12 protein-coding genes are annotated in these 19,748 nt (G+C 31.6%); 7 read left to right on the forward strand and 5 right to left on the reverse strand.

Going from position 1 to position 19,748, the window contains the following annotated elements; translation table 11 throughout:
- Nucleotides 1-90: 90 nt before the first annotated feature.
- Nucleotides 91-1,245 carry an MFS transporter gene (locus GGR97_RS06165; protein WP_167897654.1) on the forward strand — a complete coding sequence of 385 codons (1,155 nt, stop codon included), beginning with the start codon at nt 91-93 and terminating at the stop codon, nt 1,243-1,245.
- Here the strand turns inward: GGR97_RS06165 and GGR97_RS06170 are convergent.
- Both GGR97_RS06170 and GGR97_RS06175 read right to left on the reverse strand, forming a co-directional pair.
- Nucleotides 1,234-2,151 carry a leucine-rich repeat domain-containing protein gene (locus tag GGR97_RS06170; RefSeq protein ID WP_167897655.1) on the reverse strand — a complete coding sequence of 306 codons (918 nt, stop codon included), beginning with the start codon at nt 2,149-2,151 and terminating at the stop codon, nt 1,234-1,236. The genes GGR97_RS06165 and GGR97_RS06170 overlap by 12 nt on opposite strands.
- Nucleotides 2,152-3,090: a hypothetical protein gene (locus GGR97_RS06175; protein WP_167897656.1), complete on the reverse strand. Its 939-nt coding sequence runs from the start codon at nt 3,088-3,090 to the stop codon at nt 2,152-2,154.
- 210 nt (nt 3,091-3,300) lie between these two features.
- Between GGR97_RS06175 and GGR97_RS06180 the strand changes: the two genes are divergently transcribed.
- Nucleotides 3,301-3,744 carry a hypothetical protein gene (locus GGR97_RS06180; RefSeq protein ID WP_167897657.1) on the forward strand — a complete coding sequence of 148 codons (444 nt, stop codon included), beginning with the start codon at nt 3,301-3,303 and terminating at the stop codon, nt 3,742-3,744.
- Between the two features lie 59 nt (nt 3,745-3,803).
- Here the strand turns inward: GGR97_RS06180 and GGR97_RS06185 are convergent, their stop codons facing one another.
- The 3 genes from GGR97_RS06185 to rpmH all read right to left on the reverse strand — a co-directional run bounded on the left by GGR97_RS06185 (nt 3,804) and on the right by rpmH (nt 7,683).
- Complete coding sequence (locus GGR97_RS06185; protein ID WP_167897658.1) at nt 3,804-4,400, reverse strand: T9SS type A sorting domain-containing protein; 597 nt, start codon at nt 4,398-4,400, stop codon at nt 3,804-3,806.
- A 144-nt stretch (nt 4,401-4,544) separates the two neighbouring features.
- The gene (gene carB / locus GGR97_RS06190) at nt 4,545-7,400 is read right to left on the reverse strand and encodes a carbamoyl-phosphate synthase large subunit (RefSeq protein WP_167897659.1); all 2,856 of its coding nucleotides are present in this window, start codon (nt 7,398-7,400) and stop codon (nt 4,545-4,547) included.
- A gap of 124 nt (nt 7,401-7,524) precedes the next feature.
- A complete protein-coding gene (gene rpmH / locus GGR97_RS06195) occupies nt 7,525-7,683 on the reverse strand; it encodes a 50S ribosomal protein L34 (protein ID WP_167897660.1) in 159 nt (52 codons plus the stop codon).
- Between the two features lie 301 nt (nt 7,684-7,984).
- Here rpmH and GGR97_RS06200 point away from each other — a divergent pair, with 301 nt between their 5' ends.
- The 5 genes from GGR97_RS06200 to GGR97_RS06220 all read left to right on the forward strand — a co-directional run bounded on the left by GGR97_RS06200 (nt 7,985) and on the right by GGR97_RS06220 (nt 19,740).
- Nucleotides 7,985-9,601, forward strand: coding sequence for a CTP synthase (locus GGR97_RS06200; protein ID WP_167897661.1), 1,617 nt, complete (start codon nt 7,985-7,987; stop codon nt 9,599-9,601).
- Nucleotides 9,602-9,665: 64 nt separating this feature from the next.
- Nucleotides 9,666-11,552 (forward strand): membrane protein insertase YidC, encoded by a 1,887-nt coding sequence (gene yidC, locus GGR97_RS06205; protein ID WP_167897662.1) that lies wholly within the window; start codon nt 9,666-9,668, stop codon nt 11,550-11,552.
- A gap of 247 nt (nt 11,553-11,799) precedes the next feature.
- Entirely contained in the window at nt 11,800-12,378 is a 579-nt protein-coding gene (locus GGR97_RS06210; protein WP_167897663.1) for a hypothetical protein, read from the forward strand.
- Between the two features lie 89 nt (nt 12,379-12,467).
- Complete coding sequence (locus tag GGR97_RS06215; RefSeq protein WP_167897664.1) at nt 12,468-14,627, forward strand: hypothetical protein; 2,160 nt, start codon at nt 12,468-12,470, stop codon at nt 14,625-14,627.
- A 28-nt stretch (nt 14,628-14,655) separates the two neighbouring features.
- Nucleotides 14,656-19,740: an FISUMP domain-containing protein gene (locus tag GGR97_RS06220; RefSeq protein ID WP_167897665.1), complete on the forward strand. Its 5,085-nt coding sequence runs from the start codon at nt 14,656-14,658 to the stop codon at nt 19,738-19,740.
- Nucleotides 19,741-19,748: the final 8 nt, after the last annotated feature.

A 19,748-nucleotide genomic window follows, 5' to 3' on the forward strand; every position in this document is an offset into this window, starting at 1 on the left:
AAAAATAAAAGAGCCTTAGGGCTCTTTTATTTTTCCCTTAGCTTTAAGTTTCCACTAATAATTACGACTTTTAAAGCATAGGGCATCCATATGAACAAAACACTCCTTTTAACAATCATTGTTGTTAGTCAATTTTTTGGTACTTCTTTGTGGTTTAGTAGCAATGCAGTTTTAAACGAAATTGCGACAGCGCATCATTTAGAAAACACCAACCTACTAACCTCTTTAACCATAGCTACGCAATTAGGCTTTATTTTAGGAAGCTTGTGTTATGCTATTTTTAATTTGGCCGATAGGTTCAAAGCTAATAGAGTCTTTAGCATTAGTATCTTCTTAGGTGCTATTGCCAACGCAAGTATCTTAGTTCCGAATTTAAGTTTTGAACAACTCTTCACCTTCCGTTTTTTAACAGGAGTATTTTTAGCAGGGGTTTATCCTGTGGGAATGAAAATTGCCGCATATTTTTTTCCTAAAACAATTAGCAATGCCTTAGGTGTTTTGGTAGGTGCTTTGGTCTTAGGAACCGCTTTTCCACACTTTATTGCCAGCTTTAAAATTAAGATCAACTGGACTTTTGTAATACTAACCAGTTCTTTACTCGCTACCTTAGGAGGTATTATTATGTTATTTTTAAACACTCCTGCCAAAAAGGAAATGCAAAAAATAAACTTTTCAATCATCCCTCAATTATTTCAAAAGAAAGAATTTAGAAAAGCTTCTTTTGGATACTTTGGTCACATGTGGGAACTTTATACTTTTTGGGCTTTTACTCCCTTAATTCTTGCACATTACAAATCCATAAACAACGTAAACTACAATATAGCTTTATGGAGTTTTATAGTCATTAGTATAGGTAGTTTGGGCTGTGTGCTAGCAGGAAAACTAGCTAAGACAAAAACAGATGTAAAAGTTGCCAAATGGGCCATGACCATTTCTGCAATTTGCTGTATACTAAGCCCTGTGGCAATCAATTTACCTCCATATGTGTTTTTCCCTTTTATAATCATTTGGGGGGTTACGGTAGTGGCAGACTCTCCCCTATTGTCAACATTAATTAACGCTGCTAGTTTAAAAAACTACAACGGTACAGCCTTAACCATTTCAACAAGTATCGGTTTTATGCTTACCATTGTTAGTATATACGCTCTTAAAGAATTATTAAATTATACTTCTATAGCTACAGCTTTGCCTTTATTAGCTATAGGTCCCATGATTGGAATCTACCAATTAAGGTCAAAAAATTAAAAGGAAATTATTCTTAAAAATCAATTTCCACTTTTTAAGATCTTCAGAGGATAGTGCATTAGCATTCATAACCAATCCTTTGATAGATGTTGTTTTAGGACCAAAGGTATGGGGAATGGTCTGTATATAACAATGGTCTATATGTAATAAAATCAGTTTAGGAATGTTTTGTAAATTCTCTGGGAGCTCTTCAAACTGATTAAAAGATAAATGCAAAACTCTTAAAGATTTTAGTCCTTTTAGATTATTTGGAAGCTCTTTTAGTTGATTGTGTTCTAGGTACAAATGAACCAATTGAGACAGTTTGCTCAAACTAGTATTTAATACTGTAATTCCATTATTTCGCAACCATAAAGATTGTAATTCTGGGAGTTCTGCTAAATCATCAAAGAAATTAGTTTCAGACAAATTGTTCTGAGATAGGTTGATTTCTTTTAAGGTTCTTAACAAACCAATCTCTTTAGGTACTTGGCTAAGTTGATTCTCTTGCAAGCTTAAAAACTCTAATTTTATAGAGGACAAATCCATAAAAGCTGCCTTTAAATCCAAGTTAGGATTCTTGTGTAAAGACAATTGTTTTAGTGCTTTAAATCGCAACAAACTGCTTGGCAATGTCTTTAGTTGATTGTTATTTAAAAGTAAAACCTCTAATTGATCGGGATTCGGAATCGTATTTAAAATTGTAGTCAATCTAGCCAGGCTTCCCACATTAGAAAGGTTTAACATTCTTAATTCTGAAAATTCAGACAAATCAATTTCTTTTTGATAGCTACTTAAATCCAATCGATATACATTTTTAGTAGCTTCTAAATTTGAGTAAGTGGTACCGTAAAATGTTTTGGATGTTTGACAAGACATCAAAAGCAAAACAACTAAAAAACTAATTAAAAATGGATGTTTTTTCATTTACAGACTATTTATAAACGTTTGTACTTCTCCTTGTAAATACACCCCATTATTTTGTGCTACATTCCATGGATATCTAGGATTCAATCCAAAACCATCGTGCAATTTATTTTGTATGTAAGCCCCTAACTTATGGCTTTCAACACCTGTATTCAATTGATAAACCATAGAATTCTGTTGAAGTTTATAGCTTAAATAACTATTGGCATAAAAAGTGTTTTTATGCAAACCGATTGTGTGCCAAACATTTTTTCTACCATCATCTGAATTCATTTGATGATTGGCGATCCTACCATAATCGGGTTGTGGTGTAAACAATTCTAAAGCAAAACCTACTTGATGTATTTCCTCGCTACTTTTAGCATTGGAGTAGTTTATATACAAGCTTCCGGTGGCTCCAAAATCGGTAGCATCTCCATAAAACAAACCTCCTATTTTAAAATCGTTTTTAAAACTAAAACCTAAGGAATGATGATTGCTAGCAAAACGCATCATAAACCTACCTATACGTTGTTCAAATTCATCTAAATAAGCGGGTAAAAATTGTTTTTCAAAACCAAAACCTATCCCATAAAAAGCATTTCTATGCTGATGATCGTACAATATCACATTGTTGTACTGACTTAATGAAGAACCTAATAAATTATTATTTTGACCATAACCTAGTAAATAAAACACATCATACCCACCAATAAATCCTTTACTATGAAGACTGTGTTTTTTAAAAAGATAACCTGTATACACAGAAATACCTCCTTCTAAAGCGATTTTATGGTAATTAGAAATTCCAAATGCAGATATCCCCAACTGACAAAATCTATTTTGGTTTCCTAGAGTAATTTTAACATCTAAAGTAACGGCTCCATCATAGTTTAGATTCTGTGTAAATCCTTTGCTAACGATTAGGAAAAAAATAATTTTTAAGAATTGATGACCCATAAATCAATGTTAGAAAAACGAAGTTAAATAGTCTGGATACGTAAAACGTATTTCTGACAATATTTTTTTTAAAAAAATGGATTTCCTGCACAAAATTTGCTAAGTTATCAGGTGACTAATACACAACCCCAAGTGAAACATATTTTTATATATCTATTATTTTGTTCTTATAGCTACGGTCAGGAAATGATACCCGACAGTAATAAAGTGATGTATAAACAAATACAACCCATTAATGTACCCTCAAAAAAACAAAAGAATAAGAACCTTAATGATTTAGAATACATAAGAAAATCTTTAACAGCCTCACCTCTTATTCAAGGCTATAGATATAAAATAGATCTTAGACAGTTTGATAACTTCCTTCCTATTCAGCAATTTAATAATTTTGTTAAAAACCAAAACAAGTCTTTTTTTAATAGCAATCTGTTGCAAAACACAAATACAGATGTAAACATTAAAGGTACTGTTAGTGTAAACGGAATTACACAGGTAGTAACGCTAAAAGGTAAACTCAATGATTACGATGGAAACTTTACATTACAAGTAAGCTATCGTATTGGAACAAATGATTTAGATTATCTATCTAAAGTATTAAATGATCAATATCAGAATGGATTGGCCTTAAAGCTAAAAATAAACTTAGGAAAATAAAAAAACCACCTAATAGCAAATAGGTGGTTTTCTTGAAATCGGATTTATATTTTTTTCTTTTAACCTTTGATAAATTTCTTAGTAATTCTTGAGGTTTCTAATTCAATAACCAATACATATACTCCACTAGCTATTGAGTTTAAGTCTATTGATTTTACAGAATCTTTAGAAGAATATACAGTACTACCTAACGAATTTAATACCGTAATACTTTTAATCTCATCTGCATCTAGATTGTTTATTGTTAACGCTTCTAAACTTGAATTATAAGATACCGTAACATCTGTTTCTTTTTTAACTGTATTTGAACTTAATGTAGTAGACTCAACGGTCATTGTAAAACCGTTATTGTTTACACCTGCACTGTAGCTAAATATATAATCTCCAGCAACAGCAACTGTTTTGTTATAAAAAATAGTTTCACTAACAGCTAAAGTAGCTGTAAATTCTGATTCATCAACCCCATCAGGTGCAGATGTACATGTTAACGTTGCTAAAATTTCTAACGGTCCTTCTACTTCAAACTTAATATTATCTCCTTCATCTATCGTAAAACTACTTGTTAAAGATGGATCTTTAGTAATTGTTGACTGTGCATAGGTTATTGTTATTGAACTAACTGTTAACAACAATAGTAATAGTAATTTTTTTTTCATAATTTTTTTCTTTTTCGATTTCAAGTTAAATTTAATTAAAAAAGAAAGCTAAACTATGTAATAGTACCTGTGTTAAGTATCAATAAAAAAAAGATATATGTAAAAAACATATATCTTTTTTTTTATTTTATAACTAAATAATAGTTATTTATTTAAGTACATTTTTCTTCTTGAGTATAACTCGTAAAATGCATCGTCTTTTAAGCTATCTATAAACAAAATAGACTCTCCTGTAGACTTCATTTCAGGTCCTAATGTTTTATCAACATTTGGAAACTTGTTAAAAGAGAATACCGGTTGCTTAATCGCAAATCCTTTTAATTGTGGATTAAAAGTAAAGTCTGTTACTTTATTTACTCCTAACATTACTTTAGTTGCATAGTTTACATAAGGTTCTCCATATGCTTTTGCAATAAAAGGTACCGTACGAGAAGCTCTAGGGTTTGCTTCAATAATGTAAACAGTATCATTCTTAACTGCAAACTGAATGTTTATCAAACCTACTGTTTTTAATGCTCTTGCAATGTTCTTAGTGTGATCTTTAATTTGCTGTAACACAAACTCTCCTAAGTTAAACGGTGGTAATGTTGCGTTAGAATCTCCAGAGTGAACTCCACAAGGCTCTATATGCTCCATAATACCAATAATGTAAACATTTCCGTCTGCATCACAAATCGCATCTGCTTCTGCCTCTATAGCACCATCTAAGTAGTGATCTAGTAACAATTTGTTTCCAGGAATAGAACGTAACAACTCAACTACATGTGCTTCTAGCTCTTCTTTGTTAATTACAATCTTCATTCCTTGTCCTCCTAATACATAAGATGGACGAACTAAGATTGGGAAATCTAAAGTATCTGCTATTTCTAAAGCTTCATCAGCATTGGTGGCAATTCCAAATTTAGGGAAAGGAATGTCTAAAGATGTTAACATCTCAGAAAAACGTCCTCTGTCTTCCGCTAAATCTAAAGCCTCAAAACTAGTTCCCATGATTTTAACACCATAAGCTTCTAATTTTTCTGCTAATTTTAATGCTGTCTGACCTCCTAGCTGTACGATAACACCTTCTGGCTTCTCGTGTCTAATAATGTCATAAATATGTTCCCAGAATACAGGCTCAAAATATAATTTATCTGCTGTATCAAAGTCTGTAGAAACAGTCTCTGGGTTACAGTTAATCATAATAGTTTCGTATCCTGCTTCTTTTGCAGCTAATACACCGTGTACACAACAGTAGTCAAATTCAATTCCTTGACCAATTCTGTTAGGTCCAGAACCTAATACTACTACTTTTTTCTTGTCAGTTACAATAGATTCGTTTGCAGAAGCTGCAACTCCATCTTTAGAAATTTGAACATTTTCAAAAGTTGAGTAGTAATAAGGTGTGCTTGCCTCAAACTCAGCAGCACAAGTATCAACTAACTTATAAACACGCTTAATGTTTAATTCCTCACGTTTTTTGTACACTTCAGATTCTAAACATCCTAACATATGAGCGATTTGTCTATCACCATATCCTTTTTGTTTAGCCTCTAATAACAATTCTTTAGATAAATTATCTAATTTGTAGTTAGAAATTTCTTTTTCTAAAGTAAATAACTCTTCGTATTGCTTTAAGTACCACATGTCAATCTTAGTGATATCGTAAATCTTACGTAAAGATATTCCAGCTTTAATAGCATCGTAAATAGTAAATACTCTATCCCAAGATGCGTGTGTTAATTTAGAAATAATGGTATCGTAATGAGTTTCCTCTTTACCATCAGCTCCTAAACCGTTACGTTTAATTTCTAAAGACTGTGTTGCTTTGTGCAATGCTTCTTGGAAAGAACGTCCAATTCCCATTACTTCTCCAACAGCTTTCATTTGTAAACCTAAAGTTCTATCTGCTCCTTCAAATTTATCAAAGTTAAAACGTGGTATTTTTACAATTACATAATCTAACGTTGGTTCAAATAACGCTGATGTATTTCCTGTAACTTGATTGTTTAATTCATCTAAGTTATATCCTAAAGCTAACTTGGTGGCAATTTTTGCAATTGGATACCCTGTTGCTTTAGAAGCTAAGGCTGATGAACGAGATACACGTGGGTTAATCTCAATAGCAATAATATCTTCTTTCTCATCTGGAGATACCGCAAACTGTACGTTACATCCTCCTTCAAAGTCTCCAATAGAACGCATCATATGGATAGCCATATCACGCATTTTTTGGAAAGTAGAATCACTTAAGGTCATTGCAGGTGCAACGGTGATAGAATCTCCTGTATGGATTCCCATTGGGTCCATATTTTCAATAGAACATACAATTACTACGTTGTCGTTTCCGTCACGTAACAATTCTAATTCATATTCTTTCCATCCCATCATGGCTTTGTCAATCATTACTTCGTGAATTGGAGAAATCTCTAATCCGTTGCGTAATAAATCGTCAAAATCTTCTTCTTGATAAACAATTGCTGCACCAGCTCCTCCTAAAGTAAACGAGGAACGAATACATAATGGAAAACCAAATTCTTGTGCTATTTTCTTTCCTTCTAAAAATGATGTTGCTGTAGCTTGAGGTGCCATAGACACTCCAATTCTACCCATCAACTCACGGAATTGTTCTCTATCTTCTGTAATGTTGATGGCATCAATATCAACACCAATCATTTTTACATTATGATCTTCCCAAATTCCTTTTTCATCTGCTTCAATACACAAGTTTAACGCTGTTTGACCTCCCATAGTAGGTAAAACTGCATCAATATGCGGATGCGCAGCTAAAATTTCTCTAATAGAATTTGTGGTTAAAGGCTTTAAATAAACGTTATCTGCTAATGACGGGTCTGTCATAATGGTTGCAGGGTTCGAATTGATTAAAGTTACTTCAATTCCTTCTTCTTTTAAGGAACGGATAGATTGAGATCCTGAATAATCAAACTCACACGCTTGACCAATCACAATTGGACCTGAACCAATAATTAAAACCGATTTGATGTTAGGATTTTTAGGCATACTCTTTATTTTGGGGCAAAGATAACAATCTGATTATCTTTAGTTGAACTACATTCTAAAAAAAAATTCAAAAAAAAGGTGTTACTAAAAAAGTAACACCTATTATATTATAATGATAGCATCATTATTTCTTATGTCTTGGAGACGAAGAAACAGTTGTGCTTACTCTACCTTTAGCTCTTCTTCTAGCTATGACCTTACGTCCATTAGCTGATTCCATTCTTTCTCTGAAACCGTGCTTGTTTCTTCTCTTTCTATTCGATGGTTGATACGTTCTTTTCATTGTATTATATCTTACGTCGTTTGTTTAATGCGATAATTACCCTAAGTACTTTAGCTTTTCCTTAAGCGTGTGCAAATATAAGTGATTATTTAAGAACTCCAAATGTTTTTTATTTAAAAATTAAATATTTTTTTAAAGTTAAATAATCGTCTCCTTTATATATAAATAAACATGAACGAACACTTACTTTTATCGGTTTACAAAAAAGAGAATCAAAGACTTATATAAAGAGTCTAAAATGTACGCATAAAACTTAGTTGTATTTCTATAGAAGTTTGTACTTTTGCACAAACAAAATACAATGGCAAATACGAAATATGTTTTTGTAACCGGTGGTGTTACTTCTTCTTTGGGTAAAGGAATTATTGCTGCTTCTTTAGCTAAGCTTTTACAAGAAAGAGGATACAGAGTTACAATTCAAAAATTCGATCCCTATATTAATATTGACCCGGGTACCTTAAACCCTTATGAACACGGTGAATGTTATGTAACTGACGATGGTGCAGAAACAGATTTAGATTTAGGACACTACGAACGTTTTTTAGACGTTAAAACTTCTCAAGCAAACAACGTTACTACAGGTAGAGTATACCAATCTGTAATAGATAAAGAACGTAAAGGAGAATTTTTAGGTAAAACAGTTCAGGTAGTTCCTCATATTACTAATGAAATTAAAGAACGTATTCAAATTCTTGGTGAAACAGGTGATTACGATGTGGTAATTACAGAACTTGGTGGTACAGTAGGTGATATTGAGTCTTTACCTTATGTAGAATCTGTTCGTCAATTAACTTGGGAATTAGGAGAACACAATTCTGTGGTAGTTCACTTAACTTTAATTCCTTATTTAGCTGCAGCTGGAGAATTAAAAACTAAACCTACGCAACATTCTGTAAAAATGATGATGCAAAATGGTTTAAACCCAGACATTCTTGTATGTCGTTCTGAACATTTTATTTCTGATGACATTAAACGTAAGCTAGCTTTGTTTTGTAATGTGAAAAAAGAAGAGGTAATTTCTTCTTTAGATGCAGAAACAATTTACGATGTGCCTAACTTAATGTTACACGAAGGTTTAGACAAAGTAGTCTTAAAGAAATTAGACTTAACAAGTACTAAAGAACCAAAACTTATTGAATGGAATAAATTTGTTGAAAAACACAAAAATCCATTACACAAAGTAAAAATTGGGGTAATTGGTAAGTATGTTGAATTGCAAGATGCTTATAAATCTATTGCCGAAGCTTTTATACATGCAGGGTCTTCTCAAAGAATTAAAGTAAAAGTAGAGTGGATTCACTCCGAAGATATTACCAAAGACAATGTAGCTAGAAAATTACACGGTTTAAGTGGAATTATGGTAGCTCCTGGTTTTGGAAACAGAGGAACCGAAGGTAAAATTGAAACCATTCGTTATGCACGTGAAAACAACATTCCTTTTATGGGAATTTGTTTAGGAATGCAAATGGCTGTTATAGAATTTTCTAGAAACGTTTTAGGCTTAAAAGATGCCAACTCTACAGAAATGTACGACAATTTAGAATTCCCGGTGATCAACCTAATGGAAGATCAAAAAGAGGTTACAGATATGGGAGGAACTATGCGTTTAGGTGCATGGGATTGTCAATTAGAAAAAGATTCGAAAGCTTACAATGCGTATGGTAAAGAATTAATTTCGGAAAGACACCGTCATAGATATGAATTTAACAGTGACTTTAAAGATCAAATAGAAGCTGCTGGAATGAAAGCTACAGGAGTCAACCCTAAAACAGGATTGGTAGAAGTGGTAGAAATTCCATCTCACCCTTGGTTTGTTGCCGTGCAATATCACCCAGAATACAAGAGTACGGTATTAAATCCTCATCCTCTATTTAAAGAATTTGTAAACGCAAGTTTGGAGTATTTACAATCAAAATAAAACATATACAATCACAGAATAAGTCTGTCACTTTTAAGAGTGACAGACTTCTATTTTTATCACAATGGAAGAAAAAAAGAAATTAGACATTAGCCAGTTAATTGGTTTTGCATTAATAGGTGCTGTATTAGTATGGTATACTATGACTCAAAAAGACAAGGCACCTGTTAAAGAAACAGCACAAACAGAAACGGCTGCACAACTACCTACTGCTTTAGAAGAAGATACAATCGTAGTAACCGACTCTTTATTAAATGCCGAAGCGGTAAAAAAATATGGTGAATTTGCTTATTCATTTGCCAATGGTGCAAAAGAAAATGGAACAACTACTTTAGAAAACGAAGTTTTAAAATTAGTAATTGCCAACAAAGGAGGTCAAATAGTAGAAGCTCAATTAAAAGACTATACAACACACACACAAGCTCCTTTATTTTTAATTAAAGATGCCAATGCTAGTTTTAACATTAACTTTGGTACGTTCGAAAATAAAATCATCAACACCAAAGATTTAATTTTCTCTCCATCTACCAATAAAAATGGAAACAACCAAGTTGCTTCTTTTAAATTAAAAACGGCTAACGGAAAATATTTAGAATACAGATACGAATTAAAACCTAACGATTATATGTTAGATTTTTCTGTAAGATCTGTAGGTTTAGAAAATGTAATCAATAGCAACAATAAAATAAATCTAGAATGGGATTTAATTGCTAAAAGCCAAGAGAAGAGTATCAAGTACGAAAATCAAATGACGGCTTTACATTACGAAAAAGAAGACGGAAAGTTTGATGACTTATCTGTAGGGGCTTCAGATGATGAAATTGAAGACAATGTAGACTGGATTGGATACAAACAACACTTTTTCTCTACAATTTTAACAACAGAAACTCCTTTTGAAAAAGCGGAATTATCATCAGAATCTTTAGTAAAAGATGTTTTAGTAGATACCCTTGCGACTAAAAAGTTTAGCACAGTGGCTCCTTTAAAATTAACAAATGGTGCTTTGGCATACAACATGAGTTTTTATATTGGACCAAACATTCATGAACAATTGGCTTCTTATGATAAAGGAATTGAAAATGTAATGAACTTAGGTTGGGGAATTTTTGGTTGGATTAACAAAATGATCTTTATTCCTATTTTTAATATGTTAAGTGGTTTTATGACCAACTACGGTTTGGTAATTATTTTAATGACTTTAGTGGTTCGTTTAATTATGTCTCCTTTAGTATACAAGTCTTATGTTTCTAGTGCGAAAATGAAAGTCTTAAGACCTGAAATGGACGCTATCAATGCCAAGTTCCCAGGTAAAGAAAATCAAATGAAACGTCAGTCAGAAACTATGGCCTTACAACGTAAATCAGGTGTAAACATGATGGCGGGTTGTATCCCTGCCTTGTTACAAATGCCTGTATTCTTTGCTTTGTTCCGTTTCTTCCCTTCAGAAATCCAATTAAGACAACAATCGTTTTTATGGGCAGATGATTTAGCATCATACGATAGTGTTTTTGAATGGTCTACAAACATTCCTTTATTATCTAGCTTCTACGGAAACCACTTTAGTTTATTTCCTGTATTAGCATCTGTAGCTATTTTCTTTTACATGAGAATGAACCAAAGTCAACAAATGGGAATGCAACAACCTGCACAAGAAGGAATGCCAGATATGCAAAAAATGATGAAGATGATGATGTATTTATCTCCATTAATGATGTTGTTCTTCTTTAACAACTATGCTTCTGGATTAAGTTTATACTACTTTATCTCTAACTTATTAACCTTAACAATTATGTTTGTAATTAAAAACTATGTAATTGACGAGGAAAAAATCTTAGCTAAAATTCACGAAAACAGAAAAAAGCCTAAGAAACAAAGTAAGTTTAAACAACGTTTAGACGAAGCGATGAAACAAGCACAAGCGCAACAAGCTGCACAAAAAAAGAAAAAGTAATTCAACTTACTTTATAAATTAAAAAATCCCGATGTTCTTCACATCGGGATTTTTTTTGTTGCATACAATCCCCTATAAAAACATATTTAAGTCCCCTATATATACTTTCAAAAAATTAGGTTCATACTCCCCTACTATCAAGACTAAAACACTTATAGTAAACTAAAAAAATCCCCTCTATAGGGTATTTCCTTAAGCCTAGATTAGCTATATCATTGTATAAAACTAAATGAATAAAACGAAAATTATGAAAAGAATTAAATCTAACAACTTTTTTATCCTTGTCCTGAGTGCTTGGCTAATAGTTTCATGTGGTAGTAGTAAAAAAATAAATGCTTCTAATAACAACGATGTTACTATTGAGCTACCATGTTCTGGTTATGAATATGAAACAACTAAAGGAGTCTTTAGAGCTTCTCAATCGGCTCTTAGCACAAACCTTAGTGTTTCTAGAGAAAAAGCAATGTTAAACGCAAAACGTACACTAGCATCATTAATAGGTAGTACAATCAAATCTGTAACAGATAGATACGCACAAGATCGTACCATAGGTGAAACTTCAGAATTTAGTGAAAAGTTTGAAAACTTAACTAGAGAAGTTGTAAACCAACAACTAAGAGGAGTTAAAAAGATTTGTGAAGTAACCAAACAAAAACCAGACGGTAGATACAACACTTTTGTTGCGATTGAACTAAACACGGCTGATATGTTTAAAGATTTAGAATCTTCTATCTCTAAAAACGAAAAGCTTAGACAAGACTACGATAAGAAAAAATACGAAGATATTTTCAATCAAGAAATGTCAAAGTTAGAAAACGAACAATAATCCCACACGATTAGTAAAGAGAAGTTGAACTAAGCATACCTCTGTTTTCCATAAGAAAACAGAGGTATGCTTAACTAATTATTCAAGTAATGAACAAGTATAAATGGTATATAAGCATCCTATTCATTTGTTTTTCAATGTCTGTATCTTTTGCTCAGTACATTCTAAAAGAGAATCCAATTGTATTTGATGAAAGTGAATTCCAAAGAGCCACTATTGAAAAAAAAATTATTGACACTAGAAAAATAACCTCTAGAGAAGAAATAAATAAGGTAAAACTCGAAATTCAAAAACACAATCTTTTGGTTTCGGCACATATAAGTTCCTTAAAAAAAACACAGCAAGATCTGTTTGAAAAACAAAATCAACTTGAAGAAAAAAAAACCATCTCTGATTTAATTATTGAACGAACAAATACGCAAAAAAAATACGAAGAAATTTACAGAAATACCAAAACCAACTTAAACACCATAGGAAAAAGAGCCATCTATATCTACATCAGAAATGACATTGATCCTTTTGAACCAAAATCCAAGTGGTCTGGTGATGCCATAAAACAAATTACACCCGTAGCTATTGAAAAAATAAGAGGAAGTGTTATTAAATCGGTAACCGAAATGCACAACAATGGAGGTTCTAGTAATGAAATACTAGAGTACATTAAAGAAGAGGTTGCGGGTAAAATGAAACAAGTTAAGAGTATTGATGGAATACTTAAAGCACAAAACAAATACTGGAATGCACAAATAGTAGAAGTTTTACCACTTGCCAACAGAAACAATAATTTTTTAGATGCATCGGCTTCAGAAAACAATGAAAATCATATTATAATTGATGGTAGCGATGATCTTAACAGTATTGACAGACAACTTAGAAACAAAGGAATTAATAGTTCTAAAGTAATAGATTATATTAAAAAGTTTATTGCAGACAACACGAGTCAATTAAAACTACACAACTACAATTCTAAAACCCATCAAGAAAATATTATCAAAGATGGAGAAGAAAAATTGAATGAATTAAATGATCAAATCTTAACGATCAACAAGGAAATTGAAGAAACAAATCTGTTTTTTGAAAACTTTTTAAAAAAGAACACCAATATTACTTACGATAGATTAAATGCAGATAGCTCTATCTTAAAGGCAAAACTTTACATAGATGATCAAATAAATAAATCGTACGCAAGTGAAATTTATTTAAAAGAAAATGAATTAAAAGACAAACACGATCAAAAGATATCTGTTGCAAATCAGTTGGCTTTTCAGGCATCTAATACTGTTATGGATTTAATTCAAAAATTAAATAACGACTATGGATCTACAGAAGAGTTATTTCAGGTAAAAAAATTGGTCAATAATCAATATTCAAAAAACAGCAATAGCAAAGAAAAAATTACGGGTAAAATAAACAAACTGTGGGTTTATTTATATGTAGATGATGATGATAATTATAGCTTAAGTGTAATTGCCAAATTCAAGATTTCCTCTAATTATAATGCAGAAATTTATAAAGCGGAATATTTAGAAGATGCCATAGGGAAAAACAAATTTTTATTAGATGCTGATGAACTTTTAAAAATTAACACGTTTATGAATTCTCAATCCGAAGAAATGATAAGCGAAAGTGTCATCCAGAAAACTGAAAACCTCAGCAACAACAAAGATGGAACGAGTAGTTCTAAAATTATTGTTCAAATGGATTCTTTGGTAAACGAAATTGACAATATGAGAAAAACATTAGAATACGAAACTAATGATACTCCACAACCCGAAACAGAATCTTTTATTCCTCCTACTCAACTAGAACAAAATACGGATGATTCTTTAAGCGGTATGATGACTAAAATGAAGGAAACAGATGCTGAAATTACACAGCAAAAAAATTTAAATTCCAAAAATCTAATCCTAGACAAAAAGATAAAAAAATACAAACGTAAAAGAGGTTTTCAAAAAACATTAATGTATTTGTCTTTAGCTGCTGGAGGGTACTTTACCTATTCTAGTATTGCTGCCAAAGGAGATTATGACGATGCTACAAATCTAGAAGATGCTGCAAAATATAGAGCTTTGGTAGAGGACAACAACTTGTATTCATACATAGGGTATGGAGTAGCTACCTATAATTTATTTTGTGCTACCAGGTACAAAATAAAAAAGAACAAAGCCATAAAAGAAAAAGCGAAACTCAACACAGGAATTGGACTGGGTAAAAACTACACAGGACTTGCTCTCAGTTTTACTTTTTAAAATTTACGAAACATTAAAAAAACTTGTTATGATGACAAAAAGTTTATTTAAATACATGGGAATCTGTTTAGCTGTCCTAATTTTTGCTTGTACTGCTGAATTTGACAACCCTTATGATTCCGAAGTTAACAAACCTGAACTGTTTATAGGAAATGATTTAGGTTGGTATGGAGATCCTGGAAGTGAATACGCTCACATAGGTCTTTTACAACCCAAACAAGACACAACAGCTATTTATAGCATACTAAACATAGGAAAAGGAATATTAACATTGGATTCTGTTACGTTTACTGGAGATTCTAAATTCTCTGGAAATTTTTCACGTTTTAAAAACCTAGAATTACTACCGGGTAAAAAACAAGACCTGTCAATTACATTCTATTCTGACGATGTTAATAAATATGAAGGTGATATTAATTTTTATGCCAGTGCCTTAAATTTAAATGGAGACGGAACCCCTTTTCACTCTTTTAAAATAAAAGCAGAAACTATTGAAAATGGATCCGAAGGAGACGTAACCTTATCAACTCAAAAACAAATTGATGATTTTAATTACACCCTAATTAATGGTAATTTAATTATTAGTGGTACAACACCTAACTCTATAACTAACCTCGATGGTTTAAAAACTTTAAAATCCATAAGTAAATCTCTACTTATAAAAAACAACAACTCTATTACCAATATTAATGGTCTAAAAAATTTAAATGCCATAGGTGGTTATTTAGACATTTCTAATAATTTAAAATTAACATCTTTAACAGGTTTAGAAAACCTTAGTGAAATACCTACTGATTTGGTGATTTCTGATAATATTTCTTTAAAATCTATTGCCTCTCTATCAAAAATTTTAAAAGTTGGTTATAGATTAGCTATTTTTAGAAACAACAGTTTAGAGGACTTAGAAGGATTGGATAATTTAATTTCTGTAGGTTCTGTAACTATTTCTGCTAATAAAGTTCAAAACCCAGAAACCCAGTCTACAAAAACAGCTACTTTTCAAATAAAAACATTAGACACATTAGATTCTAACTCCACTGTTAATCAAAAGACACAAGTAACAGTTGAAGATACAGATAGAATGTTTATACAGGATAATGTTAAATTAAAAAACTTATGTGCTTTAAGTAGTTTATTTAATTCCAATGGTTTAACAGGAACTTATATTGTATCAGGAAATGCATTTAACCTATCTGAAGAAGGTTTTTCAAATGACAATTGTGCTGATGAAACAAGTAATATTGCTTTAGGAGATATTACGCTAACTACTCAGAATGAAATTAATACTTTTGACTATACAGGAATTACAGGAAAACTTACCATTAGCGAAACAACTACAGGAGATATTAAAAACTTAAACTCTCTAATGGTTTTAAAAACAATTGGAGGAAATTTAGAAATTCATTCAAATAGTGAATTAGAAAATTTAAAAGGATTAGATAATCTTACCGCAATTAAAGGAGATTTAAGTATAACCAATAATACACTTTTAAACAATTATTGTTCTATTTCTGAATTAGTTACAAATGATGCCATTGAGGGAGAGTCTACAATAGACAATAATAAATACGACCCTACAAAACAAAATTTTATTGATGGAGACTGTACAGAAACATCTATTTTAAGAAATAATTTATCCTTAACAACTCAAGAAGAAGTCAATAGTTTTGATTATACTGAAATAACAGGAAACTTAACAATTTCTGGTTCAGCAATTAATGATCTTAGTCCATTAAGTAGCCTAACCACAGTAGGTGGTTTTGTGGGAATAACGAACACATCTTTAACAAAGACAAATGGATTAGAAAACTTAACTAAAATTGAAAAGTATTTATTCATCTATAACAACGCTTCTTTAGATGATATTTCTAGCTTAAATAAGCTAACCTCTTTAACTTATTTACAAATTACAAGCAATGCTAACTTAACAAGTTTAGAAGGCTTAGAAGGTTTAGAAAAAATCACATCTACTACTGCAGGACTGATTATAGAAAATAACATCAAATTAGACGATATATCTGCACTTAGTAATATTACTTCAACCGATATTCATTTTAAGGTAACAGGTAACTCATTATTAAAAGATTTTTGCGCATTTAGTACAAAAACCTTTAGCACTTATAATGTTTCTGGGAATGGATACGATCCAGACCAAGATGAAATTAAAAACAGTACAACTTGTGAAAAACCTACGGTATATAATGGTGCTTTATCAATTACCACACAAGCACAAATAGAACAATACAGTGACATCACTGAAATTACGGGAAATTTAATCGTTTCTGGTTCAGCAATTAATGACCTTAGTCCATTAAGTAAGCTAACAACAGTAGGAGGTTCTGTGGCAATTCAATCAACGTCTATAACAAACTTAAATGGATTAGAAAACCTATCGGAGATTAATGGTGCTCAATTAAATCTATACAATAACACCAATTTAGAAGATATTTCTAGTCTTACAAAAATTAAAACACTAGGTAGTTTGTATATACAAACCAACAACAAACTAACTAACTTAGAGGGGTTAAACAATTTAGAAACCATTACTTCTGCTAGTGGTTTATATATAAGGGATAATAGTATACTTTCAGACATATCTGCTTTAGAAAATATTACTGAAATTAATTCTAAATTTTATGTTGTAAACAACACTTTATTAAAAGACTTCTGTCCATTTACTACCTTATTCAACGCACAAACTTTTAGCACTTATACTGTTTCTGGGAATGGATACGACCCAGACCAAAATGAAATTAAAAACAGTAGTAGTTGTGAAAAACCTACGGTACATAATGGTGCTTTATCACTTACCACACAAGCACAAGTAGAACAATACAGTGACATCACAGAAATTACGGGAAACTTAACAATTGCTGGTTCAGCAATTAATGACCTTAGTCCATTAAGCAAGCTTACCACGGTAGGGGGTTATGTGTCTATTCAATCAACAGGAATCACTAAATTGAGCGGATTAGAAAACCTATCGGAGATTAATGGTGCTTACTTACAAGTCTATAACAACACCAGTTTAGAAGACATTTCTAGTCTTACAAAAATTAAAACATTGCCATATTTAATTGTATATAATAACGACAAGCTAACTAGCTTAGAGGGGCTAAACAATTTAGAAACCATTACTTCTGCTAGTGGTTTATATATAAGGGATAATAGTATACTTTCAGACATATCTGCTTTAGAAAATATTACTGAAATTAATTCTAAATTTTATGTTGTAAACAACACTTTATTAAAAGACTTCTGTCCATTTACTACCTTATTCAACGCACAAACTTTTAGCACTTATACTGTTTCTGGGAATGGATACGACCCTAATCAATCTCAAATTCAGAATAGTACAACTTGTGAAAAACCTACGGTATATAATGGTTCTTTATCACTTACTACACAAGCACAAATAGAACAATACAGTGACATCACAGAAATTACGGGAAATTTAAACATTTCTGGTTCAGCAATTAATGACCTTAGTCCATTAAGTAAGCTAACAACAGTAGGAGGTTCTGTGGCAATTCAATCAACGTCTATAACAAACTTAAATGGATTAGAAAACCTATTGGAGATTAATGGTGCTTACTTAAATGTATATAACAACACCAGTTTAGAAAATATTTCTAGTCTTACAAAAATTACAACACTAGGTAGTTTGTATATACAAACCAATAACAAACTAACTAGCTTAGAGGGGCTAAACAATTTACAAACCATTACTACTACTGATGGTTTATATATATCGAATAATAGTATACTTTCAGACATATCTGCTTTAGAAAACATTACTGAAATTAATTCTAAATTTTATGTTGTAAACAACACTTTATTAAAAGACTTCTGTCCATTTACTAGTTTATTCAACGCACAAACTTTTAGTAACTATACTGTTTATGGGAATGGATACGATCCTAATCAATCTCAAATTCAGAATAGTACAACTTGTGAAAAACCTACGGTATATAATGGTAACCTAAATCTTTCTACTCAAACCCAAGTAGACCAATACAGGGACATCACTGAAATTACTGGAAACTTAACTATTACTGGTTCAGCAATTAATGATCTTAGTCCATTAAGTAATCTTATCAAAATAGGCGGTTATATTGACATCAATAGTACATTTTTAACAAATCTTGAAGGATTGCAAAACATTCAAAATATTGGACTTCATTTATATATACGCAATAATGCATCTATAAAAAATATTTCAAGTTTAAAAAATATCACTACTATTGGATATCTATACATTTTCAACAATGATAGCTTAAGCTCTTTAGAAGGGTTAAACAATATAAAAACAATCACAACTACTAGTGGACTTGTAATCACACTAAATGATGCCTTAACAGATCTTTCTGCACTAAGTAACGTAACTTCTATTAATCATAATTTTGAAATTACCTTCAACCCTTTACTTAAAGACTTCTGTTCATTTACTACATTGTTTAACGCACAAACTTTTAATAGTTATAAGGTTTCTGGTAACGGATACAATCCAAAACAAGATGAAGTTAAAAATAGTACTAGTTGTAACTCTGATACGAGTACAACAGGAACGGTTACAGACAATAGCGGAAACACTTATAAAACAGTTACCATTGGTACCCAAACCTGGATGGCAGAAAATTTAAGAACTGCTGTAGACGGTAATGGCCAAGCAATTCCCAAAATAACCACAGATGCTAATTGGGGAGCCCTAGGAGACAATAATACCGACAAAGGATATTACAGCACCAATGGAACTACATATTACTCTTGGGCAGCTGCAAACGAAGCTTGTCCACAAGGTTGGAGTTTACCATCTACTACTGATATGACTACTTTAAACACCTTTGTTCTTAACGATGGACATAGTAATGTTGGCACAGCTCTTAAATCTACTAGTATTTCTGGAACTGATGATTATGGGTTTAATGCAGTTCTTACGGGCATTAGAAGTTCTGGTAATGGAACATTAAATGGTACTGATAACATGTATTTATGGCTTGAAAACTCTAATACAACAACCGCCTCATATGTTTATTTTTACGGTACGGTATTAAGATCTTCAAGTTCAGCAAATAAATCCTACGGATTCTGTGTTCGTTGTATCAAAGATTAAACTAAAAA

Source organism: Wenyingzhuangia aestuarii, from assembly GCF_011927765.1.
In the GTDB taxonomy this organism is placed as follows: domain Bacteria; phylum Bacteroidota; class Bacteroidia; order Flavobacteriales; family Flavobacteriaceae; genus Wenyingzhuangia; species Wenyingzhuangia aestuarii.